21 protein-coding genes are annotated in these 24,868 nt (G+C 43.7%); 11 read left to right on the top strand and 10 right to left on the bottom strand.

Translation table 11 applies throughout. The features are described from left to right. Window positions 1-4: 4 nt before the first annotated feature. On the bottom strand, window positions 5-1,219 hold the full coding sequence (locus tag EHO57_RS11290; RefSeq protein WP_135644689.1) for a nitrate/nitrite transporter: 1,215 nt from the start codon (window positions 1,217-1,219) through the stop codon (window positions 5-7). A 366-nt stretch (window positions 1,220-1,585) separates the two neighbouring features. On the opposite strand from EHO57_RS11290, the gene EHO57_RS11285 reads away from it, so the two are divergent. Then, window positions 1,586-5,098 (top strand): nitrate reductase, encoded by a 3,513-nt coding sequence (locus EHO57_RS11285; RefSeq protein WP_135644691.1) that lies wholly within the window; start codon window positions 1,586-1,588, stop codon window positions 5,096-5,098. A gap of 15 nt (window positions 5,099-5,113) precedes the next feature. Here EHO57_RS11285 and EHO57_RS18810 read toward each other — a convergent pair whose 3' ends face one another. From EHO57_RS18810 to EHO57_RS11260, 6 genes are all read right to left on the bottom strand, one after another. Beyond that, the gene (locus EHO57_RS18810) at window positions 5,114-5,287 is read right to left on the bottom strand and encodes a hypothetical protein (protein ID WP_167882266.1); all 174 of its coding nucleotides are present in this window, start codon (window positions 5,285-5,287) and stop codon (window positions 5,114-5,116) included. Window positions 5,288-5,553: 266 nt separating this feature from the next. Next, window positions 5,554-5,967 (bottom strand): nucleoside-diphosphate kinase, encoded by a 414-nt coding sequence (locus tag EHO57_RS11280; RefSeq protein WP_008593886.1) that lies wholly within the window; start codon window positions 5,965-5,967, stop codon window positions 5,554-5,556. A gap of 9 nt (window positions 5,968-5,976) precedes the next feature. Next, window positions 5,977-6,465 (bottom strand): pantetheine-phosphate adenylyltransferase, encoded by a 489-nt coding sequence (coaD, locus tag EHO57_RS11275; protein ID WP_135644693.1) that lies wholly within the window; start codon window positions 6,463-6,465, stop codon window positions 5,977-5,979. Beyond that, on the bottom strand, window positions 6,462-7,673 hold the full coding sequence (locus EHO57_RS11270; RefSeq protein ID WP_135644695.1) for an argininosuccinate synthase: 1,212 nt from the start codon (window positions 7,671-7,673) through the stop codon (window positions 6,462-6,464). Before EHO57_RS11270 ends, coaD begins: the two co-directional genes overlap by 4 nt. A gap of 90 nt (window positions 7,674-7,763) precedes the next feature. Further along, a complete protein-coding gene (locus EHO57_RS11265; RefSeq protein WP_135644697.1) occupies window positions 7,764-9,341 on the bottom strand; it encodes a DUF2779 domain-containing protein in 1,578 nt (525 codons plus the stop codon). Between the two features lie 50 nt (window positions 9,342-9,391). Further along, window positions 9,392-10,549 (bottom strand): ACP S-malonyltransferase, encoded by a 1,158-nt coding sequence (locus tag EHO57_RS11260; RefSeq protein WP_135644699.1) that lies wholly within the window; start codon window positions 10,547-10,549, stop codon window positions 9,392-9,394. Between the two features lie 276 nt (window positions 10,550-10,825). Between EHO57_RS11260 and EHO57_RS11255 the strand changes: the two genes are divergently transcribed. The 9 genes from EHO57_RS11255 to EHO57_RS18805 all read left to right on the top strand — a co-directional run bounded on the left by EHO57_RS11255 (window position 10,826) and on the right by EHO57_RS18805 (window position 19,706). After that, window positions 10,826-11,758: an ABC transporter ATP-binding protein gene (locus EHO57_RS11255; RefSeq protein ID WP_135644701.1), complete on the top strand. Its 933-nt coding sequence runs from the start codon at window positions 10,826-10,828 to the stop codon at window positions 11,756-11,758. A 4-nt stretch (window positions 11,759-11,762) separates the two neighbouring features. Next, window positions 11,763-12,491: an ABC transporter permease gene (locus EHO57_RS11250; RefSeq protein WP_135644702.1), complete on the top strand. Its 729-nt coding sequence runs from the start codon at window positions 11,763-11,765 to the stop codon at window positions 12,489-12,491. Continuing rightward, window positions 12,488-14,422, top strand: coding sequence for a motility-associated ABC transporter substrate-binding family protein (locus tag EHO57_RS11245; RefSeq protein ID WP_135644704.1), 1,935 nt, complete (start codon window positions 12,488-12,490; stop codon window positions 14,420-14,422). Before EHO57_RS11250 ends, EHO57_RS11245 begins: the two co-directional genes overlap by 4 nt. Further along, window positions 14,412-15,527, top strand: a complete 1,116-nt coding sequence (locus EHO57_RS11240; protein WP_135644706.1) for a DUF4340 domain-containing protein — start codon at window positions 14,412-14,414, stop codon at window positions 15,525-15,527. The genes EHO57_RS11245 and EHO57_RS11240 overlap by 11 nt, the downstream gene beginning before the upstream one ends. Next, a complete protein-coding gene (locus EHO57_RS11235) occupies window positions 15,524-16,153 on the top strand; it encodes a hypothetical protein (protein WP_135644709.1) in 630 nt (209 codons plus the stop codon). The genes EHO57_RS11240 and EHO57_RS11235 overlap by 4 nt, the downstream gene beginning before the upstream one ends. Continuing rightward, window positions 16,150-17,550 carry a UDP-N-acetylmuramate--L-alanine ligase gene (locus tag EHO57_RS11230; RefSeq protein ID WP_135644711.1) on the top strand — a complete coding sequence of 467 codons (1,401 nt, stop codon included), beginning with the start codon at window positions 16,150-16,152 and terminating at the stop codon, window positions 17,548-17,550. The genes EHO57_RS11235 and EHO57_RS11230 overlap by 4 nt, the downstream gene beginning before the upstream one ends. Next, window positions 17,547-18,572: a phenylalanine--tRNA ligase subunit alpha gene (gene pheS / locus EHO57_RS11225; RefSeq protein WP_135644713.1), complete on the top strand. Its 1,026-nt coding sequence runs from the start codon at window positions 17,547-17,549 to the stop codon at window positions 18,570-18,572. The genes EHO57_RS11230 and pheS overlap by 4 nt, the downstream gene beginning before the upstream one ends. 1 nt (window position 18,573) lies before the next feature. Beyond that, complete coding sequence (locus EHO57_RS11220; RefSeq protein WP_135644715.1) at window positions 18,574-18,993, top strand: acyl-CoA thioesterase; 420 nt, start codon at window positions 18,574-18,576, stop codon at window positions 18,991-18,993. A 236-nt stretch (window positions 18,994-19,229) separates the two neighbouring features. Further along, complete coding sequence (locus EHO57_RS18805; RefSeq protein ID WP_135644717.1) at window positions 19,230-19,706, top strand: hypothetical protein; 477 nt, start codon at window positions 19,230-19,232, stop codon at window positions 19,704-19,706. A gap of 202 nt (window positions 19,707-19,908) precedes the next feature. Here the strand turns inward: EHO57_RS18805 and EHO57_RS11215 are convergent, their stop codons facing one another. Then, window positions 19,909-20,364, bottom strand: a complete 456-nt coding sequence (locus tag EHO57_RS11215) for an SRPBCC domain-containing protein (protein ID WP_246050652.1) — start codon at window positions 20,362-20,364, stop codon at window positions 19,909-19,911. A 128-nt stretch (window positions 20,365-20,492) separates the two neighbouring features. Between EHO57_RS11215 and EHO57_RS11210 the strand changes: the two genes are divergently transcribed. Further along, window positions 20,493-21,302: a helix-turn-helix domain-containing protein gene (locus EHO57_RS11210; RefSeq protein ID WP_135644719.1), complete on the top strand. Its 810-nt coding sequence runs from the start codon at window positions 20,493-20,495 to the stop codon at window positions 21,300-21,302. On the opposite strand, the gene EHO57_RS11205 is transcribed toward EHO57_RS11210, so the two are convergent. Together EHO57_RS11205 and EHO57_RS11200 are read right to left on the bottom strand one after the other, a co-directional pair. Next, window positions 21,281-23,578, bottom strand: a complete 2,298-nt coding sequence (locus EHO57_RS11205; RefSeq protein WP_135644721.1) for an ankyrin repeat domain-containing protein — start codon at window positions 23,576-23,578, stop codon at window positions 21,281-21,283. The genes EHO57_RS11210 and EHO57_RS11205 overlap by 22 nt on opposite strands. Then, on the bottom strand, window positions 23,575-24,867 hold the full coding sequence (locus EHO57_RS11200) for a hypothetical protein (protein WP_135644723.1): 1,293 nt from the start codon (window positions 24,865-24,867) through the stop codon (window positions 23,575-23,577). The genes EHO57_RS11205 and EHO57_RS11200 overlap by 4 nt, the downstream gene beginning before the upstream one ends. Between the last annotated feature and the right edge of the window lies 1 nt (window position 24,868).

Here is a 24,868-nt window from a genome sequence, read left to right as displayed (position 1 = left end):
GCGACTAAGCTGATTCTAATTCCAGCGCTCCTGAAGTTTCCGCCTTCTCCCAGACGAAAGTGTTCATTATGAAAAGAAGAAGTGCCGCAATCGTTACGACTATTGCCAAAACGACGAACCCGAAGGAGAAGCTTCCGGAGACTGCCTTCATACCTCCCAAAAGATTTGGGACAAGGAATCCGCCAAGACCACCGAAGGCTCCGATGAATCCTGTAATGATACCGATCTCTTTACGGAACCTCATCGGCACCAATTGAAAGACGGAACCGTTTCCTATTCCTAAGAAAACCATGAGGACTATAAAGATCGGTAGAATGAATGCTATCGATGGGAGCCAAGAGATCCCTATCAAGCAAGTAGCGACTCCCGCGAATACCATAAGAAGGATCGGAACCCCTCCGAATCGGTCGGCCAAATAACCTCCGACTGGTCGCACTAAGCTTGCCCCGAAGATACAATAAGAAGTATACAATCCGGTCGTTACCTTATCTACATAGTATTGATCGTGAAAGAAGATAGGAAGGAAACTGGTCAGACCTACGAATCCTCCAAATGTTACGCTGTAGAGAAGACAGAAAAGAAGAGCATCCCTAGACTGGATCGGTGCAAGATATTGTAATAAAGGTTTTTTTGATGCAGTTCCTGGGCAATCCTTTGCGAATGTAAGAAAGAAGACAAAGGCAAAGCTCATCGGGATCAAAGCCAGCGCAAATACGAAATGCCAGCCGAAAGATCTAGCAAGGTCTGGAGCAAAGAGTGTTGCCAATACGGAGCCGCTATTTCCTGCTCCCGCAATTCCCATTACTAAACCTTGATATTCTTTTGGGTACCATCTACTTGCAAGAGGAAGGGCGACTGCGAAACTTGCACCTGCCGTTCCTAAAAGAAGGCCGATCAAAAAAACCAAGGGCAGTGTGTTTGCAAATTGCCAACCGAGAACCAAGGTGATCATGGTCACGCCCATTCCGCATAAGCCGACAATCTTGGATCCGAATCTATCGGAGAGTAATCCTAGAGGGATCCGGAGTAGGGTCCCTCCTAATAAAGGAATGGAAACCAACATTCCTTTTTGCGCGGGCCCTAATTTGAATTCTTCTGTGATAAAGACACTCAATGCAGCAAGAAGCATCCAAACCATAAAACTGAAATCGAAATATAGAAAGGAACTGAGAAGGGATGGAAAATGCCCAACCGCAAGGAACTCTCTGAATTTTTTCATTTAAATAAGTCTCCAACGGAGCTCGATAATTGCTCTCCTCATTGAATTAGCAAAATACGTGCCAGAGCAGTTACAATATTACTAAAACGAGTAGTTCACTCTTTCCTTTGGGTTCAAAACAGGATCGGGCGGAACGGATTCTACTTATATTTTGAGGCTGTTTAATACTGTTTGTTCTAAAAAAGGGGATAATTTTCCTAGAAATTGGGCAGATTTTTGACGTACAGTATAGAAAATGAACATGATATTAATCATTTTACTATTTTATTAGCTAGGCACTGTACTCGTTTTAGGATCCATACTCCCGGTTTTAAGAAGATCCGGTAAAATCGAACTTACTGGTACGTTAATTGCTAACCTTTCTAGGTGGATCTAACAAACAGTTTTGCTACCACCTGTTCTTATTGTGGGGTCGGCTGTGGCATATTGATCCATAAGGAGAGCCCGAACTCTTTTAAGGTAGAAGGTGATCCGAACCATCCTGCAAATAAAGGGATGCTTTGTTCCAAGGGAATGAATCTGCATCACACGGTGATGGATCGAAGCGATCGCATTCATTATCCTTTATCAAGAAATTCTAAAACAGGACAGTTAGAGAGAACAAACTGGGACAAGGCACTTAACGAGATTGCCATACGCTTCCAACAGTTGATCCGAGATCATGGTCCGGACTCGGTGGGCTTTTATGTTTCGGGTCAGCTACTTACCGAAGAATATTACGTGGTAAATAAACTTACCAAAGGTTTTCTCGGAACAAATAATATAGATACGAATTCAAGACTATGCATGAGTTCTGCGGTAGTCGGATATAAAATGTCTCTGGGTGAGGACAGTGTTCCTATCTCGTATGAAGATATAGAACTTGCGGATTGCTTTTTAATCGCAGGTGCAAATCCGGCTTGGTGTCATCCTATCCTATTTAGAAGAATTGAGGCCAGAAGGAATTCGGATCGGAACGTAAAGCTGATCGTAGTCGATCCTAGAAGAACAGAAAGTTGTGAAGATGCGGATCTGCATCTTCAGATCATTCCCGGAACGGATATCGCTTTGTTCAATGCGATCGCTAGGAGGTTGATAGAGACAGACTCCGTCGATATTCCTTTTATTGACGCTCATACCGAAGGTTTTGAAGAGCTGAAAGAAAACGTATTTCTAAATACGATGCAGGAATACTCGGATGTATGTGGAGTGCCTATCGATAAAATAGAATCCGCTGCAAGCATGATCTCTAATGCCAAAGGATTTCTTACTCTTTGGGCGATGGGATTGAACCAGAGCGTTGTAGGTGTAAATAAAAATCTAGCATTAATAAATTTGAATCTAATTACCGGCAAGATAGGTAAACCTGGTTCCGGTCCCTTCTCCTTGACTGGTCAACCGAATGCAATGGGAGGTAGAGAAGTAGGCGGCCTTTGCAATCTCTTACCCGCACATCGGAATCTTGCCGACGAAAATCATCGAAGAGAGGTTGCCGATTTTTGGGGAGTGGAATCCGTTCGGGACAAGCCTGGATATTCCGCGACTGAAATGTTCGAACATCTTAGCACAGGCAAGATGAAGGCAGTTTGGATCGTATGCACAAACCCCACTGTAAGTTTACCTGACGCTAGGACGGTCGAAGCCGGACTTAGGAACGCCGAGTTAGTCGTTGTTCAGGATATCTCCGCAAGACATGAATCCATTCCTTTTGCGCATTATGTGCTCCCCGCTGCCGGATGGTCCGAGAAGCAGGGAACGATGACGAATTCAGATAGGCGCATAACGTATCTACCTAAGGTTTTCGACCCCCCGGGAGAAGCTAAAGCGGATACCTGGATCATCGTGGACTTTGCTAAGAAGATGGGATTTGCTCCTTCTTTCGATTACAAGGATGAAGAAGATGTCTTTCTCGAACATTGCAGACTAACGCAAGGCACGAATATTGATATTAGCGGATTGGATTATTCCATTCTAAAGGAGAAACGATCCGTCCAATGGCCTTATCCTTCAAAGGGCCATGGAGGAACTCCTAGATTATTTGCAGATGGAAAATTCTATCGACCGAATGGAAAGGCAAAGCTCCATTCCGTTGAACCTCAAGACCAATCGGAAAGAACGAGTCCCGAATTTCCTTTGATCCTGACTACCGGAAGGATCAGGGACCAATGGCATACTATGACTCGCACGGGAAAGGTGCGAAAACTTAATGAGCATAAAAGAGAACCGTATTTGGAGATCCATCCTGGGGACGCTCAGGCTAGAGGAATTTCAGAAGGCGAGATCGTAGAGATCAAGAATGAAAGAGGAAGCGTTCGAGTAAAAGCTACTCTTACGGAAACGATCCGAGTCGGGACAGTTTTCCTTCCCATGCATTGGGGAAGGAATAATGGCAACGACGAATCAAGAGCGAATAACTTAACTAGTTCTCGCTTCGATCCTCTTTCTAAGCAACCCGGCTTTAAGATCTCCGCGGTGCAAGTGTCTCCGTACAAAAAGCAAAAGGAAAAGATCGTCATTATAGGTGGAGGGAATGGGACCCTGGCCTTTCTACGAAAATACAGAGCGCTTTCTCCCGATGATGAGATCACTATCCTATGCAAAGAAGAACATCCCTTTTACAATCGTATCCTTTTGCCTGACTTGATCAGCGGTGAGAAAGATTTCTCTCAATTATCCGGAGTAGGCGAGGAAGAGATTTCTTCTTGGAATATAGAGGTCAAGTCCTCGACGAGTGTTTCTCAGATCTTTCCGGAAGGAAAAAAAGTAAAGGATTCGGAAGGTAATTTATATTCTTATAATAAACTCATCATAGCTACAGGAAGTCGCCCTTCTGTCCCCAAATATATTCCCGAGCAAATGATCGGGATCTTTAGTCTTAGATCCAAAAATGATGCGGATAGGATCAGAGGATTTTTCGTCCCGAATACCCATGCGTTGATCGTCGGGGGAGGCCTTCTCGGACTGGAATTAGCTGCTGCATTAAGATCTTTGAATGTAGAAGTGACTGTGGTCGTAAGAACGGATCGGCTCATGTCGAAGCAATTGGATCCGATCGCCGGTGAAATACTGAAGGAAGAGATCGAAAAACGCGGGATCCGTATCTTATTCAATACGGAAATCTCTAAGGTTACCGGTACCGAGAGACTGGAGAATGTGAAATTTGCGGACGGATCCGTTATCAGTCCGGACGGGATCGTTTATGCAATGGGAACAGTGACTAACTTTGAACTGGCAAAGGACGCGAATCTGCATTGTAAGTCGGGAGTTATAGTGAATGGCTTTCTCCAATCCAACGACCCGGATATTTATGCGATCGGAGAAGTAGCTGAGCATGCTAGCGGGATGTACGGCACAGTAGCAGCGACCGAAGAGCAAGCCGAGATCGCTGCGTGGCATATTTACGGATATAAGTTCGGTTCTTATAACGGGTCCATGCATTCGAATCTATTAAAGATACCCGGATTAGAACTCGTATCTCTTCGTTTGCCTGATACTCCTATGGACGAACTTACTGACGAGTATGAAGAGATCACTTTCTTAGATAGGAAAAGAGGGCGTTATAAGAAGTGTATCTTAAAGGGAGACCGATTAGTAGGCGCTATTCTTGTAGGAGATAAATCGGAATTTGCAGAGTTTAAAGGAATGATCTCTTCTGGTATTGAGCTAGGAGATAAAAGAGATCGACTATTGTCAGGATCTTCTCCTTTGAAGCCTCCGATAGGAGCATTAGTCTGCTCCTGCAATGGAGTAGGAAGGGGGAATATAGAACAGGAAATCCAAAACGGAATCCATACTGTTCAAGCTATCGGTGCAAGCACTGGTGCCGGAACCGGTTGCGGAAGCTGTCGTCCCGAAATCGCAAAGATATTGAGAGAATCGAGGGTCCTAACAGGGAACTAAAGGATCTTTGGATCCTTATTCTATATCTAGATCGATATCCGGCTTATCTCCCAGGAATTCATCCTGAGAATAGATCACTTCCAGAACATCGTCCATCCAATCGGGGGAGCCATCGAATAGGGTGTCTTTTCTATATTTGCCCATGATACGACTGTGCTTGATAATTTGCTCTTTGGTCACTGCGTTCATATTATTAGCTTCGGCCGAAACTGTGGTTTTATTTCGCCTACGTGGGGAAAATTGAGAAAGATATTTCCAAAAAGTACAAGAATTTTTTCTAATATATAGAAAGTTTTTTTCCGATCTTCGATCTTCTTATATAAGCTGTCTGTTTTGGCTTGAGATGCCCGGGCTTTTAAAGAACGATTGTTAGGCGATGTATATTATAAGATAATAATAAAAAGCCCGGCAGTCCTTTCGGTACCCCGGGCCTTAAAAGGAGAAGGTTTGTTCTATTAGAACAGTTCGTTCCCTTTGAAGAAGAAGCTGATCTCTAATGCTGCGTTATCGTCAGAATCGGAACCGTGGACAGCATTTGCTTCTTTGCTTTCCGCAAAGAGGGCACGAATAGTGCCTGCAGCAGCCTCTTTAGGATCGGTAGCTCCGATAACATCTCTCCAATGCTGAACTGCATTGTCTCTTTCCAAAGCCGCAGCAACGATAGGTCCGGAAGACATATAGCTGCAAAGGTCGTTGTAGAAAGGACGAGCGGAATGCACTTTATAGAATTGTTTTGCGTCTTCTAAAGAAAGTTTGAGATATTTAAGTCCTAAGATCTTGAATCCTTCTTTTTCGATCCTTTGTAGAATATCACCGACATGTTTGTTTTTAACTCCGTCGGGTTTGATCATGATAAATGTTCTAGCCATTTGTTTTCCTTATTTGCCTTTGGATAATTTGTTCAATAAAGCCTTGCTTACATGCTCAGGGACTTGAGCCGATACATCCCTTCCGTGACGAGCCACTTCTTTTACGATTGTGGAAGAAACGAAAGAGTAGTCATTGGAAGACATCAGAAAGATGGTTTCCACTTCGGGCGCGAGTTTGCGATTCATTAGGGAAATTGCATATTCGTAATCGAAGTCGGTAACCGCTCTCAATCCTCGAATGATGCTCTTCGCTCCTCTCTTCTTGCAGTAATCCACGGTCAATCCTTCGAAGGTATCTATCTCCAGATTGGTCCATCCTTTTGTCGCTTCGCGAATAAACTCGATCCTTTCCTCGATAGAGAAGAGAAGCGCCTTATTCGAATTCACTGCGACTCCGATGATGACCTTGTCAAAAAGTCCGAGAGACCTTTGGAGAATATCCAAATGTCCTCTTGTCAACGGATCAAAGGATCCAGGGTATACTGCAAGCTTTGTCATTTTTTTCGTAACCTCGCCGCTTCTTTGGCTGGAAGCCCGTAAAGATTAATGAATCCTTCTGCGTCTTTCTGGTTATAGAGCTCTTCTTTTTCGAAAGTCGCCATTTCCGGATTATAAAGGGAAACCTGGGATTTTCTACCTACGACTATGCAGTTTCCTTTATATAGTTTTACCTTTACTGTACCAGTGACATATCTTTGGGTCTCGGAAATGAATGCTCGGACCGCAGCCATTCTAGGGGAGAACCAATGACCGTTATATATCAATTCCGCGAACTCTGCAGAGAGTTTATCCTTATGATGTTGCGTGTCCCTATCGATCGTGATGGATTCCAGATCTCTGTGCGCGTGAAATAGGATGGTGCCACCCGGAGTTTCGTACACTCCTCTGGACTTGATGCCGACCAATCGGTTCTCTACGATATCGACTCTTCCGATCCCGTGTTTTCCGCCGATTGTATTTAATGTATCTACCACTTCGTACGGATTGAGTTTTTTTCCGTTGACTGCCACACAATTCCCTTCATGGAAATCCAGTTCCAGATATTCGGGAGAGTCCGGTGCCTTCTCCGGAGAAACAGTGAGTAAGAACATGTCCTCGTTCGGTTCTCTATAAGGATCTTCTAAAATTCCACCCTCGTAAGAGATATGCATTAAATTCCTGTCCATGGAGTAAGGCTTGGAAGCGGTAACGGGAACTGGGATCCCTTTCGATTTTGCATACTCGATCAGGTCCGCTCTTCCGCCGAAGGTCCAGGTTCTCCAAGGGGCGATGATCTCTTTTTCAGGAGCCAAGGACTTGAAGGCCAACTCGAATCGAACTTGGTCGTTTCCTTTTCCGGTGGCACCATGTGCAAATGCATCGGCTCCTTCTTTCTTGCCGACTTCAACCATCGCTTTTGCGATCAAAGGTCTTGCGAGAGAAGTGCCGAGCAAGTATCTCATTTCATAGATTGCATTGCCTTGGATAGCGGGATAAATAAAGTCTCTGGCGAACTCCAGACGAAGGTCTTCAATATAAACTTTGGAAGCTCCGGTCTTAATGCCTTTTTCTTCTAGGCCAGTAAGCTCTTCTTTTTGGCCCACGTCCGCTGTAAACGCGACTACTTCGCAGCCGTATGTCTCTTTTAACCAAGTGAGAATTACGGAGGTATCTAATCCCCCGGAATATGCTAATACGATTTTCTTTATGCTCTTTTGAGTCGCCATTCTAAGGATAGGGAAATCTCAGGACCCCTCCCGACAAGTCGGATTTTGGTAGGAATTCCTACATGCATTCCATTGCTCTCTTGTTACTTCTTATTTCGGACGCCAATCCAACTTCTCCGCTAACTTTCTCAGGACCAAAACCAAAGCAAATGTATCCATCTTGCAATAAGCGATCAGGTCCGCTTCGACCTTGGCCCTTTCTTCAGGGAGAACCGGCTCCGTTTTGATCCTAAGGAATTCCGCATTTGCAGTATGACCGGCATGTATGGACAGATCCTTATAATCCACCCCTGTTAGAACGGGAAGAACAGTCTTAAGAGAGGTGGTCCCTTTTTGGTCCGGATGATAATAGTCGTAATCCCAAAACGGCTTTGCCAGATCCATGAAATCGGGTTCTATAGATTGGAACCATTTCTTATATTCCGGATATGTATCGGTGGATTCTTTCAAGCATCTCTTTTCGAAGTTATCATTGAAAGCGATCACAGTTCCGCCTGGTTGGATCTGAGAAGAAAGGGATTCCAGTATTCCAAGCCTAGGATCTTTCTTGTTGTCGTCCAAGTAATGGTATTCTTTCGGTTCTTCTATTAGATTTTCTTGAAGTACATGTAGTGAATATAAGAAGGGAACGTGCTGGAACGGATTGGTCCTGGAATAGACTGGGACCGGAGGGTTGATCGTTTCAAAGTCAAGGAAGTATAATGGGAATTTTAATCTGTTTAAGAATGCGACCAAGGCTTCCGAGTTTATATATTCCTTTCCGCTTTTGACAGCTTCGATCTGGATCTTTTGCCTTGTTGTGAAGTCCTTATTGATCTCTGCATCTGACAGATTTCGGATCCCTTGGTTCCAGAGTTGGTACGTGATATCTTTTCCCTCTCTGAGAGTGAATAGATCTCCCGGAGGATCTTCCGCATAACATGCATTCGGGAAGAAACAGCTTCTAGGATGATCGCAATGTTTCACGGAAGATCTAGAAGGGAATTTCTCCCTTTCCAATATCTCCAAAAGACGGTACGCTTTCTCTTTCGTTTGTACTAAAGAAGCCTCCGTCTCTACACTACAATCCTTGCGATGAAAGAGACGATTCGGATCGACTTCTCCTTCTACAAAATGATAACCTGAGTTGATGATGAGATATGCGGTCTTACTTACTTTGAATCCGGCTTCTTCTAGAACCATTCGAATAAAAGAAAGTTCGGATACATGAGATCTCTTGGCGGAAGAAGAAGCCTTGACTGTGATTACTTCCCAGCCTCCGTCGGCGGGCAAGATGAAGTCCGCCCTTACATCAAAGAACTCAGTTCGAATGCAGGCGCCTCTAACAGGAAGTCCTTGGGATAACATTTCCCGAGTGACCGAATCTTTATAACCTGCATGCTTCGCTTTCGGATAGAGTCTGTTAGCGATCTCTCTTAATAAGGATTTCTGCTTGTGAGAGATATACTGATTTGAGAAGTCAGGATCGGAAGAAGGTTCCTTTACGGACTTCCATAATTGCAATTCGCAATGCTGTCCCGTTTGGAATGCGGATTTGCCTAAGAAGGGGAGTTCTTTTTCTCGATAGGGAGCGAGTACTTCGAAGAGTAATTTTTGCCGGAGATGTTCCGGAAAAAGAAAAGGCAGCCGCCGGACAGTGGTTCTTAGGAATTTTTGAACCGAATCCATAGCGGAAGCCTTTCTCTTTTTGAGCTCGGATAGATCCGAGCCTATCTTACTTATGCCAAAAGGACTTTGATGTCTTTCGGACTGGAAGTGCTGTAGATCTTGTTTTCGGAAGTTCCCAGGTTTGCCTGAGTGAGTTTCTGAGAAACTACGCTCGGTCCGAAATCTATACCTACTACTTTGGGAGTGTTCACGAAGGCAGATGTTGCTTCTTTCCAATGCAATGCCTTGATCAGTACTTCTCTGAACAATGGAAGGCTAACGTCTGCTTCGTTCTGATAATTCCTTCCGTCGAAGATAGAATAAACAGGGATTTTCAGATCGGAACCCTTGTAGCTGAATCCGATCCTTTCCATATCTTTCGGAACGGTTTGCTCGGTAGCGTCCATGATCGGGCAATGGAAAGGTGCGGTGGTTTTGAGATATACGAATTTTACTTTCTTATCATCCATCTCCGCTTTGAATTTCTTACGGAGAGCAAGAAGAGCTTCCGGATTTCCGGATACGATATTGGAATCAGGAGTATTGAAAAGAGAAACATAGATCGCCTTGTCTCCGGACAATCCAAGTTCAGAGTTTGTCTTCGCTACTCTTTCGGAAAGTTCCGCTGCTGTATAACCGATAACTGCAACCATTGGAGCGGGTTGTTTGTCTCCGATCTCCTCGTTCCCTTTCAGGACTTCTTCGGAAGGATTGAAAATACCGTAGAGTTGTTGAGCTCTGTAGCCTAAATAAAGGATGAATTTTATGAATTTTGCATATTCCTTATAGAAATCTGCGCCTTCTTTTCCCAAGGAAACCAGGACTGCCGGAACGATACCTTGGCTATGGCCGGAAGCTCCGATCGAGTTGGCGATCAGTTCGGAAGTAGGAAAGCCTTTATGAGTTAAAGAGACGTAATTTGCTGTCTGAGTAAGGAAGATCCCGACGATGGAAACCGTAGCGCTGCTCAGATAATTTTCATCCGGAGCGGATTCTGGATTTTTGAGCCAAGCTTCGAAATCATATCCTTGGGAGATAATGCTCTTGTCCAAAGACGGAAGTTCTTCTTTCAAAGCGTTGAAGGCAGTATCAAATAATTCTTTTAGAGAAGGTTCTGATTCGTAAATTTTTGCGAGTTCTTTCAGCCATGGAGATCCCTGACCGCCGAATTGCAAAAATAGTTTATTGCCCTGAGCTTTTGCTTCGTTTAAAAAGTTTGCCACTGTCATACAATGCCTTGTTTAAGTCGTTAGAAGATGCTTTTCTTTAAAGCCTTGGGCTCGCAATTCTTTTTTATCGACCTTTTAGCCGGTAAATGGCGTTCATAAAGAACGAGTGTTACATTAGAATGCAAAAGCTCCTCGTTTGAGAATGGGCAAAGAGTGCATCTCCGGTCTTTTGCGGGAAAATGATTGACCCTTTCGGGACCGCATGAGCTTATTCTTTCCAAAACCCTTCTAATTAGAAATATCCCCAATCCCCGGTTTATCGGGACAAGAAGCAGTATGATAAAAGTAAGGAACCTTTCCAAATTCTACGGAAGGAAATTGGCGATTGATCGTCTCAATTTCGAACTCAAAGAGGGAGAGATCGTAGGACTTCTCGGATTGAACGGAGCAGGCAAGACTACGACGATCCGAATACTCACCGGTTATCTCATGGCCACCGACGGGTTATGCGAGTTAAACGGATTAAATACCTTTGAACATCCTCTGGAAGTGAAAAAGAAGATCGGCTACTTGCCGGAAACTCCTCCTCTCTATGCGGAACTTACGGTGAGTGAGTATCTCACCTTTGCAGCAAGGATCAAGCAAGTGGCAGAAGAAGATCTCGGATCGGAGTTGGATCGAGTGATCGGACTCACCGATCTAGGTTCCGTAAAGGATAAGGTGATCGAGACTCTTTCCTTAGGATTCAGAAAAAGAGTCGGGATCGCTCAGGCTATATTAGGAAATCCTGAAATTATCATCATGGACGAGCCTATCTCCGGATTGGATCCGAAACAGATCGTTGAGATCCGGAACCTAATCGGAAGCCTGAGAGAGCATCATACCATTCTTCTTTCGAGCCATATTCTTCCGGAAGTATACAAGACCTGCAATCGATTCCTATTCCTTCATAAGGGAAGGATCGTTTACCAATGCGATCGCCAAGAATTGGAGAAGGAGATGGAAAACCTTTCGGGATTAGAAGTTACTCTTTCCGGAAAATCCAGATCGGAAACGGAAACCTATTTGAATGGAATCGCAAGTAAGTCGGGGGCTACTCTTCGGTTTGTGAGTGAGGATGCAACCGGTTCCACATTCCTAATCAACACTTCTTCCGAGAGAAAGTTCAAAGAAGAATTATATTCCGGGATCTCTTCTTCCGGTATCCTTCCTGAATTCATCCGCAAACAGGATGTGACCTTAGAACAAATCTTCATGAACAAGGTTTAATCGAATGTTTCGAAATATTAAATGGATCTTTTGGAAAGAAGTCCGAGTTTTCTTCGGAACATACTTGGCTCCTTTGGTTTTAGGAGGAACTGCCTTCTTAAATTCATTATTCGTCCTGATCTTGAATTTCAACTCCGGAACGAATTATACTGAAACAACCGTAATCACATTTGTATCTTTCATGAGCACCATGTTGATCGCGATGTTAATCGTAGCAATGGGTTCTATCACGGAAGAAAGGAATAGAGGGACCTTAGAGTTCCTGTTCACAGCTCCTATCTCCGATCTGGAGATCGTAGTGGGCAAGTTCCTGTTCGGAGCATTTGTTTGTGCCATTGTTTCTGTCGTAGTGGACGGGCTCTTTCCTGTGTTCTTGTACTTCTTCTGGAAGGCTCCCTTCTATATCGTTGCCTCCGGGACAATCGGAGTATTCTTGCTTGGGTTATTTACCTTTGCAGTCGGCTTGTTCGGTTCCAGTTTAGGAAAGAACCAGATGATCTCAATGCTCATCTCCATTTCGATCTTACTTACCCTTTGGGTGATCGGATACTTCTCCCATTTATTCGATGCGGTAACCCGTAAGGTCTTGTTTCACTTACACATATTCTCCCACTTTATCAGTTTCTCGAAAGGCGTTTTACCATTGAACAGTATAGTGTTCTTTATCAGCGGAACGATTTTCTTCTTATATCTGACCGTAAAAGTTTTGGAATCTAGGAGATGGAGAGGATGAAGAATCAACTAACTCATAGGATCCTTTCTTGGGCATCCATTGCATTTCTATTACTCTTTTTCCCGATCTATGATTCGTTCAGCAGTTCTGGAGTACGTTGGTTACTTTCTCTAGTTGTTCTGATCACGATATTTTCTTCCGGAGCCTTGTCTTATCTGGGATTTAAGAAAGGGGAGAAGGAGACGAATCTTCTTATCTCTTCCGGTTTGGGAGTCTTTGCGCTTGGGATCTATTTCTTAAGGATCTATCTGGAAGATCTGACCCTGCAGAAAGCGGGGACTTCTCCTGTATGGGTAGACAGTCTGAGAGAAGTTCTCTTGGTATTCTTGGTACTTTCCGTTTTAGGAAGCGTATTTCTAGGGATCTTAAGAGAATGGGAAAGAAGCAGTTTCGAGAGCCAATCCAGTTTGAAGGGAAGAAAGCAAAGCCTAGTCAGGGATTTCTTTCTGGGAACAGGGATCCTTCTTCTTCTTTTGATCGTCGCAAATTATATTTCTGTAATACGTAACCGAAATTTCGATCTCAGCTCTCAGGGAGTCTTTTCCTTTTCTCCCGAGGCAAAAAAGATTCTGAAACAGATCCCCGATGGCGGAGAAGTGGACGTAGTCGCATTCTATCCTAGGCCCTTGGAGAACGCTCCTAGCTCTGATAAATCTGCCGCTCTTGCTCTCCGAAGAATACGTCCCGATCTGGAGATCTTACTCGGTCAATTGGGTTCTATTCATCCGGGATTTAAGGTGAAGTTCATCAATGCGGATGTGGAACTGGATGAACTCGCAGATTTCGGACAGGTCTCTAACGGAAATATACTTCTTCGTTATCGTAAGAGTGGAAGTACAAAGGGTCCTTATCCGGAACAAAAAGTAAGTGTGAAAGATAAGTCCGAGTTGGAAGACTTGGAAAGAAAATTGGTACAAGCGTTCACGAATATAACTACCAAAGAAAGAAAAGTCTATTTCACTCAATCAAACGGAGAACGTTACTCTCAGGTCTTCCAAAATCTTCCCAATGAAAAGCTGACCCGTTTGACTGCGGGACTCTCCTTTTTGAATTTCAAGGTAGAAGGGCTCGGATTCCAAAACAACTGGCCGCCTAAGATCCCGGACGATGCAGAATTCCTAGTGATTGCGGGCCCTACCGTTCCGTTTGGCCCGGAAGCTCGCGCGGCTATATTAGAATTCTGTAAAAAGAAGAAGGGTAAGCTCCTGATCACGATCGAGCAGAAAGGAGGAGAGAACTTCGACTGGCTACTGGAAGGCGCCGGTTATGCCTTCGTAAAGGCGACTCTCTCTCAGATCCCTTCCCAACCCGGGCTCGTGATAGCTAAATCTTTCCGCAAGCATGCGATCGAAGAATCTCTATCAAAGAAAGATAATGGAGTCGTTTTCCCATATGGCGGATATTTCGAACCCAAGGCTCCTAAAGATCCGCAAGCGAAGGATCTGGATTCCTATATTCTTTTGGAAACCGGCGGAGACTCCTATTTAGATGCGAATTCAAATGGGAAACAAGACGCAGGCGACGATAAGAAGAATGTTCCGATTGCCTTAGTTCTCAGATCCGCAAGCCAAATCGGACTTCCTCCGGCAGAGAGCAAAGATGCAAATGAGGCTCCTTCTATTCCGGAAACAAGATCGGAAGAAGAAGGTAGGGCCGTTATCTTCTCGGGAACTTCCTGGATCACGGACCAGTATCTTCCCTATGCCGCCAACTATGAGTTAGCGGGAGCGGCTTCTACCTGGATGTACCAAGACGTCAGCCTACCTGCGATCCCTCCTAAGAAAGAAGAAATTGAGACCGTTTCCTTAACGGACGGACAGAAACGTGCGGTTTGGATCTTAGGAATGTTTCTCTTTCCGGGGCTGATCGCCGGACTTGGATCCATCTATGTGGTGCGAAGAAGAAGGGTCGGGGAATCAGATGAGAAATAAACTTTATCTTCTCGCTGGCGCGGCAGTTCTTCTTTTCCTAGCCTTCTTCTTGATTGAAGAGAACAAGGAAGATGTGAACGAGATCCAGTATTGGAAATTTCCGATCGATAGGGTCGAGTATTTTCCTCCCAGCTCAGAATGGTTGGAGAAAACGGATGAGAAATTCTTCAATAAGCCTTTTACTATTTCGGTCCAAGATGGGATCCGAAAAGGAGGAAAATTCTTTGTAGTTTCCAATCTGGACCAGGAGACGGGAAAGAATATCCAGTTCGAAGGTGGATACAATTCGGAGAATACCATCCGGGATTTCGGGGTCTTTAGAGTAAAAAGCACAGAGCCTGTAGCTCAAGGAATTTCTATTAAAGATTCCTTATATGTGGGAGAAGATTCCCCGAAGTTGGTGATCTATTCCGGAAATCAATCCAGGACTTTGCGGATCGGAAGGAAACATTTCTCCAATTCTACTCGGATCGTATTAGATGCGGGGACTTCTCCCGTTTTGTTGACCGTTTCCTCTTATCTATTCGACAGATTCCAGAAAGGTCCGGACGATTTTAGGCTCAAGGCGTTGCTGAGCCTAAATAAAGAGTATATTAAAGAAATTTCATACATAGATGAGAGCGGAAAATCCATCAGAGTGGACAACACTCCTTATGAAGAGAAGAACATTAAAAAGAACTTCTGGCGCAGGCTTTCCGGCGCAGTCATCCTGATCGATCCAAGATTGGGAGAAGAATTGTACAGATCCGTAACCAGTCTAAAAGTCGAACTTTTTCCGGATTCTGCGGACGGAGCCGGTTTCGGTGTGGGAACTATTCTTGCTCCGGATTCGAATAAAAATGAATTCTCCTTAGCCAGCCTGAAGGTTTTGCTTTCCGACGGGAATGAGATCATATACCGTTTTCATATGCCAACCACGATCGGAGAAAAGAAACTGAGCCCTGTGGTCCGAATTGTGAACGGAAGCTTTAAGGAGCCTCCTTTCTATATCGTAGAAGAAAGTCTTTTAAAGATCCAACATGCGGTTTCTAAGATCCAAGATGCTAAACAAATAGTGAAGCCTGCCAAAAAGAATCCGAAGAAAGCGGCTCCTAGGAAACAATGATACTCATCAATTCACAGAACCCGCTTACGGAAACGGAAAAATCCAAATTATCCTTATTGGAAAAGATATTCAAGGCTCCACAGGAAGCCTTCGATCTGTATTTAAGGGATTCCTTATTAGGAAGAAAAGAACTATTACGTTTACATTATGCACTTTGGGCGCTTGCTCCTATCTCCAAGATCTCCGGGAATGTGCTCAAGATCATTTTGGATTGGCTCTTTTCAGACGAAGTGGAGTTTTCTCTTTTTTCCGGGGTCTTTACTTCTATCCTATTGTATCCTGTCGTTCTCCTAGTAGTATCTCAACTAGATGTATTAAGAGTGTTCTATAAGAAAGTAGATCGGGTCAAAGGAGAAAGCTATCCTCCGGCAGATGTATTGACGGTTGCATTCTTGCCCTTCTCCGCATCTGCGATTTTTTGGATCCTACCTGGTCCGTTGAATCTCGGATTGATCGGGATCTCTTTCCTATACTCGATCTACCTTTGTTTTGTAGGAATGAAACGGGTCAGCGGTGTCGATTCCAAAGAGACACTCCTGTTTTTCTTAGTGGGAATGGCGTATCTATTAAGTATTTCTTTAGTATTCACTTTCGTTTATAATATCATAAGGACCATATTAAATTGAAAATCCACCTTGTCGGAATTGGCGGGATCGCCATGGGGAATTTAGCTTCTATGCTGAGAAGCCTGGGACATGAGGTTTCTGGCTCCGATGCGGGGGTATATCCTCCCATGTCCGACAAGTTGAAAGAGTGGGGAATTCCTTATGCAGAAGGATTCGATGCGGAGAGAGTCAAAGGTAAAGATCTAATCGTGATCGGCAATGCGATCTCCAGAGGAAATCCCGAAGTCGAAGAAGTACTGAATTCCGGTTTGGAATATGCGTCCATGTCTTCCGCTCTGGAGAAATACATTCTCGCAGGCAAAAAGGTTGTAGTAGTAGCGGGAACTCACGGAAAGACTACGACCACATTTATGATCCATCATCTTCTGAAAGAAGTAGGACTAAAGCCGGGTCTCTTTGTGGGTGGGATCAGAAAGGATGGATTCCCGGGATTTGAATTCACGGATGGAAAATACTTCGTGATCGAAGGGGACGAGTACGATACTGCATTCTTCGATAAAGCATCTAAGTTCCTGCATTATCGTCCGACATATGCGGTCCTGAATGCATTAGATTTTGATCATGCGGATATCTTCAAGGACATAGGCGAGATAGAGACGATGTTCTCCCGTTTACTCCGATTGGTTCCCGGGAACGGAAAGGTTTATTACTGGTCCGGAGCTGCGAATTTAAAACGTATTTGTGCAGAAGCCTCCAAGTTCGTGAAATCCGAGGCCTTTGAATTCAATAGAAAAGATTCCAAGCTTGCTTGGAAGAAGGGTGATCTATTCTCGGGATCTAGGGTGCTTCGTCCTAGATTCTTCGGGAATCATAATTATAGAAATGCAGAAGTCGCACTCCGAGTCTGCGAGGATATCCTAAAGAAGGAAAATATCCCGAATGCGAAAGAGAAACTCTTAGACGCATTGGAAACATTTGCAGGAGTCAAGAGAAGGCAGGAGATACTCTTCGAGTCTTCTAAAAGTATTTTGATAGAGGACTTCGCTCATCATCCTGTGGCGGTAGAAGAAACGATCAAATCCGTGAAACAAAGATTCCCAGGCTTTAAGATCATTAGTTTATTCGAACCTCGTAGCGCTACTTCTCACAGGAATGTTTTCCAAAAAGAATACTCCTTCGCATTCAAGGGTTCGGCAGTGACAATGATCACCGAGATCTTCAATCTGAAAAAGGTCTCTAAAGACAATCGCTTGGATGTGAAAAAGCTGATCCTGAAGCTTCCAAAGCATTCGGGAACGCTTCCTTTTTATTGCAAGGATCCTAAAGATCTGGTGAATCGACTTAAGAAAATCCTTCCCCAATTCGAGAAGGATAAAATCCTGATCTTGGCGATGTCCAATGGGGCATTCGGCGGTATTTATCCTTCCTTAAAGGAATTGGTCGGGTCCAGGAAATGAATCTATCGGAAGAATTAGACAAGATCTTTGAAGAAGCCAATCGTCTGATCGGATCTTCCGCAGACGAGGCGGATCTGGATAAGAACAAGAACGAGTATCTTGGCAAGAAGGGCAAGCTTACTTCCGTTCTGAAAAACCTCGCGTCTCTTTCCATTGAGGAGAAGAAGACCGTGGGCCAGAAGGCAAACGATCTTTCCCGAAACTTAGAGGAGATCGTAGCTAAGACTAGGGAAAATCTGAAAGTAAAAAGCTTCAAAGAACAATCCGAAAAGGAATGGTTCGATGTGCTTAGGCCCTTGGGCGAGGCAGAACCCGGCACTCTTCATCCTATTACAAAAATACAATATGAAATAGAGGATATCTTTACCTCTATGGGCTTCGAGGTCTGGGATGGGCCTGAAGTAGAGACAGACTTCAATAATTTCGGCGCCTTGAATTTTACCGACGATCATCCAGCAAGAGATATGCAGGATACTTTCTATCTCGAAGACGGAAATCTACTTAGGACTCATACATCCGCCATCCAAGTAAGAGCATTAAGAAAACTGAAACCTCCTTTTAAGATCATAGGCCCCGGCCGTGTCTTTCGTTATGAAGAAGTGGACGCCTCTCATGAGACAAGCTTCTATCAGATAGAAGGAATGGTAGTAGGTAAGGATATCTCCGCAGGAAATATGCTTTATACTATGGAAGTCCTACTCTCCAAAGTTTTTGAAAAAGAAGTCAAGACCCGTCTTCGTCCGGGATTCTTTCCTTTCGTAGAGCCTGCCTTCGAACTAGATATCAATTGCCAGGTCTGTGGTGGAAGCGGATGCTCCGTGTGCAAACATTCCGGTTGGCTAGAGCTGATGCCTTGCGGACTCGTTCATCCGAACGTATTCAAGCTGAACGGATTAGATCCGAAAGAATGGACCGGATTCGCGTTCGGACTAGGACTGGATCGTCTGGTCATGATGAGATACGGGATCCATGATATCCGTTATTTGCATTCCGGAAATCTAAGGTTCTTAAAACAATTCTAATATGGTAATCACTCCGATCCAAACTCGATGGAACGATTTGGATCCTTTCGCCCACGTCAATAACGCTAGATACATGTCCTATCTCGAGATCGGAAGAGTGGACTATTGTTCCAAAAGATTTTCGATCCAGAATATCTACGACGTCCCTTTCTTGCTAGCAAGGATAGAAGTGGATCTGATCAAAGCAGTGGAATTGATGGATCCCATCGAGGTCTGCACCTGCGTTTCGAAGATAGGAAATAAATCCTGGGAGTTTACTTCTATCATTCGTCATGTGGAAACGAAGGAAACATTTGCAAAGGCAAAGACCGTTCAGGTTTCCTTCGATCATCGTAATAAGATCTCTATTCCGATCCCGGATTGGATCCGAAAGATCTTAGAAGACGATTTAAAGAAATTTGAAGAACTTTCTTTAGTTTAAAAATTTACTTAGCTGACCAAATCATTTCATCTTTAAATAAACTTCTTTCAGTTTAAAGCTCCGCTTATCGGAAAATCTTTGTGGATATCATTTCATGCTTTATCCGCAGAAAAATTATCGATGTTCGATCTCTCTCCTTGTCGATTTGCGAGTAAGAAGGTATATAAATCCTTTTTTAGATCAAAGAATGTCGAGTGAAATTGTATTTAGTATTATAGGAATCTTTCGGAAAGCTCATGATCGGAATTATATTAAATAAAGTGAATTATTGGATACTTTGCCTATTGCTCCTATTCGCCTTCGGTTGTGAGGAGAAACCGAAAGTCTGGAATCCTCCTCCGGATCGTGAAAAACTAAGCCGTGATATTCTCGGTCCGGAATTTAATTTTATCTTTCGGATAACGAAAGGAGAAGTAACGTATTTTGAAAGAGAAGCGGACATTTTTTCTGAATGGGGAACGTTTTCCATAAGTTTAAAGAATCAAAGGAATTCTAAGAAGATCGATTCGATCTTTAAAAAAGCTGCCGTTGCAAACGGTTGGAAATATGATAAAGAAGGTTGTAATCAAAATATATATTCGACTGTTGCAGATCGGCCTGGCTGCATGCAATTTAGATATCGCTTCAAAGAAGATCCGCAATCAGAGTTTCTTTTACATGTGATTCGAGAAAATGAGAACTTGAAGATCTTTTATAGACTCGATGGGAATTAACCGTTACAATCATTTTATCTAAAGTACTATTTTGGATCCTTCAATTTCAGAATCATTTTTTTCAAATCGGGCGCCCTTCCATCTTTCATTTCCCATTCGATCTTTATAGAGCCTCTATCGTTAATCTCGACCGGATCTGAAAGATGCTAGAAAAAGTTTAAAGAAGTTCAAAAGCCGAGAGGCTCGGCCTTCTTCTTATTTCTCAATCCATCGGAAGTTCTAGAGGTTTTCCTGTTTCCGCTAAACTCTTGATCGAGGAAAGGACTCTGGCCCATCCTCCGTCTGCAGAACGTTCATACGAAGGATCCCCTTCTTTGATCTGATCGTTGATCAGGATCAAACGAGTGAGTTTTCCGAAAGCTTCTAATTTGTAGATCGTTCTGGATTCGAAATCTGCATAATGCGCTCCATAAACGGAGCCCACTACCATGCTTGTGGACAAGAGTTGGTTCGGTACGATGTCCAATATCTTTCCTTCTACATGGACGGTTCTGTCCCCTGCAATCCCAGGGCCGATATAAGCATACTTACTTCCTACTTTAAAATCGGATTCGATCCCACAGCCATGAAAGATCTTACCGCTTTCTTCTTTCGATACTAGTATTTTCCAAACTTCTTCCGGTCGGGCGGCTATATAGATCTCATATCTGATTTCCATTTCATTCTCCTGAGAATGCGCAAGCGTTGTGCTTTGCATTTGTTGAGAATAGAATAGCAATCTACTAAACAAAAAGATTGTAAAAACGCGACAAGTACCGTATTTTTAGCAAAGCAAGAAGGATTATATTGAAAACGGATCTGAGAAAACCAAGAGGCATCATTCGATCCATGGCGGGGGAGAATTGGAACCTTACCCTCAGTGCTCCTTCAGACTCTTTGAGTTTTTATGTGGAGCATTATTGGTCTGTTCGATGGGACATGCGGGAGTCGGGGCCTATGGTCCAGGAGAATCTTCCTCATCCCACAATACATCTAGTATTCGAAAAAGATAATACTAAGATTTTCGGCGTAGTAAGCGGTAAATTCACCAAGTCTTTAGAAGGAAGGAACCGGGTCTTCGGGGTCAAGTTCCGACCGGGCGCCTTCTACCCATTCTATAAGAAGCCTGTTTCCGATTTTACGGACAAGGAGATCACGATCGAAGAGGTTTTTGGAGTTCCTACAAAGCCTTTAGAAGACGAAGTTTTTAGTTTAAGATCGGAATCGGATCTCGTGAATTTCGCAGAAGATTTTTTATTCGAAAGATTACCAGAAGAGAAGGACGAGAATATTATTCTCATCAACCGGCTCGTGGAAAGAGTGATCGAAGATCGCTCTATTCTCAAGGTGGAGGATCTTTCCAAAATGTTCGGTTTGGGGATCCGAAATCTCCAAAGAATGTTCAATCAGTATGTGGGCGTCAGTCCTAAGTGGGTGATCAATCGATATCGAATGCACGAGGTTTTAGAAAGGATCACCGAAGAGGTGGATTGGGCGCAGTTTGCATTGGATCTAGGCTATTTCGATCAGGCGCATTTTATCAAAGACTTCAAGCGGATGGTAGGCAAGAGTCCAGAAGAGTACTCGAAGAGTATTCATTCCACGCAATTCACCTGACATTCGGCACCAGCGGTCTTTAAGATCTTCACTATATTAGGATTTTCGTATCTATCTTTTTGCACCGCCCAGTCCATCGGGGTCCAACCGTTATTGTCCTTCTCGTTAACCTTGGCTCCTGCCCTTAAAAGAAGCTTCAATGCTTCTTGGTCGCCACTTTCCGCCGCCTTATGCAAAGGAGTCCATCCGTCGTCGTTTTTCATATTCACGTCGGCGCCTCTTTGCAGTAACATCAAAACGATTTCGGGATAATTTACGGATAGATGAAGAGGGGTCATTCCATCATTTCGGGTCACATTCGGATTGGCGCCCGATCGCAAGAACAATCCTGCAAGGTCATAGAAACCGTGAGCTACCGCTCTATGAAGCGGAGTCTCTCCGTCCCCGTTCTTGGAATTCAATTCCGCTCCTATCTGCAAAAGAAAACTGGAGACTTCATAATAACCGAAGCCTGCTGTCTTATGCAAAGGGGTGTTCCCTAAATAGTCCTTTGTATTCGGATCTGAACCTCTTAATACAAATCGAACGATCTCGTCTAAATTCCTTTGTCGAATGGATTCGAAGAACTGCAGATCCAGATCTGAATTCGTCTTCAGGGAATTTCTAAGTATCTTTAATGAATCGGCACTGATGAGGATTGTATCGTTCCCCGCCAATCTTTCGGCAGCTGTCTTGTCGGAGTGAGGATCGACGGCATTCGGATTGGCTCCCAGTTTGATGCAGGAATCTATTTCTATCTTCGACTTTCTATCGATCGCCTCTAAAAGAAGAAGGTCCGCTTTGGATTGATCGAATAAATTCTCTCCTACTTTGGATGCGGTTTGGTTCCTGAATTGATTGAAGTTCTTGATCTGTTCCTCCGAAACAAATTCGGATCTGCCAAGGGTTTCTAACACGGCTCTAAATCCATCTCGGATCTTTTCTATATGGATCTTCTTAGATTCGGGATCCGATTCCAATCCTTCTGCGAGAAAGGACTTTTCCAAACTCTGATAGAATCCGGAAAGCTTACTTTGCAAATAGGAACGACCAGTGATCTCAGAAGTAACAATCTTCCTTTCGATCCTTGCTTTTACGGCGGAGAAGTCCGGATTATTTTTGATCTTAGAGAGATCGTTTCGGATCGATCTATAACTTTGGATGGCACCCGTAAAATCGAAGTCGGAATACTTGCGATCTCCCTCCTTCTCTTCCAAACCAAAAACCGCAAGACTGGTCTTTTCGATCCTATCGTCTAACGCCTTTTCGAAGTCTTTCAACCTATACACGTCCGCCGTCTTGGCGAGATAGGAAAGCTTTAGCTTTTTATAATCCGAATTTAAGTTCTTTAAGTCGGAGACTTCTCCTCCTTTGCTCGCTTTAGAATCCAAGTTAGAGAGAGAGTCCTGGTAAGATAAGAAATATGCAGAGGAGATCTTAGAGCGGATCGCCTTTAGATAATCGGAAATCTCTTTTTTGGATCTGTCTGATAATCTTTCTTCCAGCGCTGCCAAGGTCTGGATATATTCAGAGATCGATTTTTCGTATTTCTTTTCTCGAACAAGTTCGTCCGCGTAAGAAAGCCTGGGTCGGATCGCATCCAAAAGACCTTTCGCACTTTGATCTTCCGTTTTGAAATCTAAGGCATTGATCTCTCCGTTCTTATCCGTTTGGATCTTAAAATTGGAGAACTCAACTTTATCCGTGGGTCCTGGATACGCGGCTGCAAAATTAATAGAGTATTTCGGATCTATGAGTTTTCGACCCGCTTCCGAAGAATAATAATCGATCTGATATTCCGGAAATTCCAGATCGAAAGAAATCTTGATCGTATATGTGAGAGCTACCGAATCTCTTTTTTGGGCCCGGAGATTGATCTTATATCCTTTGCCGGAAGTGAAAATAGTTCCTGAGATGAGTTCATCCGCATCGATTGCGTCCGCGATCTGCTTCATGCAAATCTCATCGCTGCAATTCTGTCTTTGCTTCAACTCCGCTTGTTTCAAAAGAGCCGCTAAGGAATCGTCATCGGCAATATTATATTTTCCTTCGAAATTATGCAGGATGGAATTGATGACTCCGTTCCTAAAACGATTCTCTAAGGATTTGGGAACTCCCGTCTCAAGTTTAAAATTGTGCACATAGATCTTAGGGATCGAGTTTTCTTTAGAGACAAGGGATCTCTCAGATATCGCAAAAGAGAAGAAAAGGCCGAGGATCAAAAGAGATCTCAAAGCGAATTTCAGGAGAATAGGGGGCAGATCCAAGATCCGAAACTTTATATTCCTAAATTTCATTTTCCTACTCTTTCCTGCAAGGGGCTAGCTTCCAAGAGAAGGTAGTTCCCATTGATCTCTTTATTACGAAAAGTTAAACCTAGGTCCTGTTGGAATTCTTTCAAGAGGGAATATAATCTTCCCGCGTCAAACAATGCTTCTACCTCAATTAGGATCCTACCGTTCTCCGTTTTCCCTCTTTCTAAGACGGAGTTCACACCTTTTAAGGAACGAATTCTGGAAGCGAATTCCGAGTCTACAAATTGGTCGTACGAGATCTTTTCTATCTCGATCCGAATGGAATGTCCTCTTTTCCATTCTTCCGATAATTTCTTTTTCAATGCGGGAACAAGCTGGGTAAAGATCTGTTCTCTAGCTCTTTCCGTTCCGTACTGCAGATCGATTGCAGGGCTTCCACCATAAGCAGTATCGGAAGCAAGCACTCTATAACTTTGGGCCTCCACCAATTTATATTGAAAACTTGCATATATGGATCTTAAAGAAGAAGATTCCAAAACTCTATCGCCCTGCCTTACGGAGAAGGTTCCGAAAAGCAAAAGTTCGCAATTCTCTTTTTGAGCTAGGACCTTGGCAGACTCAAATAGGTCTTCTTCTGAATTTGAAGAGCTTTTAGAATTCGGATCTAGTTCTGAATTGGAGGAACGTTTGGACCTTGGATCCATTCTTGAGTCGAGCCGGTTTTCAGCTTTAGGGTCCGGCTTATATCTGGATGAGTTTTTAAATTTAGAACTCGCATCGGATAATTCGAATCCTTGTAGTAAGGAGAGAAGTTTGATCTCACTTTGCGTATTTGAAATTTGCAAAGTAGAATCTCCTATCTTCTCGCTTACAAAGACGAGTATTTTAGGTTTTCCTAAAATTTTATATCTTTCTTCCAAAGCGTTGCCGGCTGCCTTTGCGTTCACAAAACCGGAGGCAAGAATGCTGCTCTTTCCCTGAGTGTCAATGCGACGCAGGATCTTGAAGTCCCGGATGAAACCTTCTCTGGAAGATTGTACTAAGAACTCTTTCGTGCCCGAATCCAAAAGGATCGAATTTGATTCGATGAATTCTCCTAGGACCTTATCCAACATGAGAAGCTTCGCATTTCGTTCGGCCTCGATCGGGGTTTGGCCCTCTGCTTCCACTTCTACATATCCCGGATCGAGTATCTGCTTTGGATTTGCACTCGCACAGGCTCCGAGAAGGAATGCAAACAGAGCTAAGAGAGTGATGAAACGGAGATGATCTTTCCCATTACGGATATTATCTTGCACTCCGTCCGAAGAATGATAGAAGTAAATTCTCAAG

This window comes from Leptospira langatensis, from assembly GCF_004770615.1.
Lineage (GTDB): Bacteria > Spirochaetota > Leptospiria > Leptospirales > Leptospiraceae > Leptospira_B > Leptospira_B langatensis.
Note: the sequence above shows the minus strand (reverse complement) of the source record. Positions and strands in the feature narration are given on the sequence as shown.

Coding starts and splice junctions, on each gene's coding strand:
- EHO57_RS11290 (WP_135644689.1), bottom strand. CDS start 1,219: ATGAAAAAATTCAGAGAGTTCCTTGCGGTTGGGCATTTTCCATCCCTT.
- EHO57_RS18810 (WP_167882266.1), bottom strand. CDS start 5,287: ATGAACGCAGTGACCAAAGAGCAAATTATCAAGCACAGTCGTATCATG.
- EHO57_RS11280 (WP_008593886.1), bottom strand. CDS start 5,967: ATGGCTAGAACATTTATCATGATCAAACCCGACGGAGTTAAAAACAAA.
- coaD (WP_135644693.1), bottom strand. CDS start 6,465: ATGACAAAGCTTGCAGTATACCCTGGATCCTTTGATCCGTTGACAAGA.
- EHO57_RS11270 (WP_135644695.1), bottom strand. CDS start 7,673: ATGGCGACTCAAAAGAGCATAAAGAAAATCGTATTAGCATATTCCGGG.
- EHO57_RS11265 (WP_135644697.1), bottom strand. CDS start 9,341: ATGGATTCGGTTCAAAAATTCCTAAGAACCACTGTCCGGCGGCTGCCT.
- EHO57_RS11260 (WP_135644699.1), bottom strand. CDS start 10,549: ATGACAGTGGCAAACTTTTTAAACGAAGCAAAAGCTCAGGGCAATAAA.
- EHO57_RS11255 (WP_135644701.1), top strand. CDS start 10,826: ATGATAAAAGTAAGGAACCTTTCCAAATTCTACGGAAGGAAATTGGCG.
- EHO57_RS11250 (WP_135644702.1), top strand. CDS start 11,763: ATGTTTCGAAATATTAAATGGATCTTTTGGAAAGAAGTCCGAGTTTTC.
- EHO57_RS11245 (WP_135644704.1), top strand. CDS start 12,488: ATGAAGAATCAACTAACTCATAGGATCCTTTCTTGGGCATCCATTGCA.
- EHO57_RS11240 (WP_135644706.1), top strand. CDS start 14,412: ATGAGAAATAAACTTTATCTTCTCGCTGGCGCGGCAGTTCTTCTTTTC.
- EHO57_RS11235 (WP_135644709.1), top strand. CDS start 15,524: ATGATACTCATCAATTCACAGAACCCGCTTACGGAAACGGAAAAATCC.
- pheS (WP_135644713.1), top strand. CDS start 17,547: ATGAATCTATCGGAAGAATTAGACAAGATCTTTGAAGAAGCCAATCGT.
- EHO57_RS11220 (WP_135644715.1), top strand. CDS start 18,574: ATGGTAATCACTCCGATCCAAACTCGATGGAACGATTTGGATCCTTTC.
- EHO57_RS18805 (WP_135644717.1), top strand. CDS start 19,230: ATGATCGGAATTATATTAAATAAAGTGAATTATTGGATACTTTGCCTA.
- EHO57_RS11215 (WP_246050652.1), bottom strand. CDS start 20,364: ATGGAAATCAGATATGAGATCTATATAGCCGCCCGACCGGAAGAAGTT.
- EHO57_RS11205 (WP_135644721.1), bottom strand. CDS start 23,578: ATGAAATTTAGGAATATAAAGTTTCGGATCTTGGATCTGCCCCCTATT.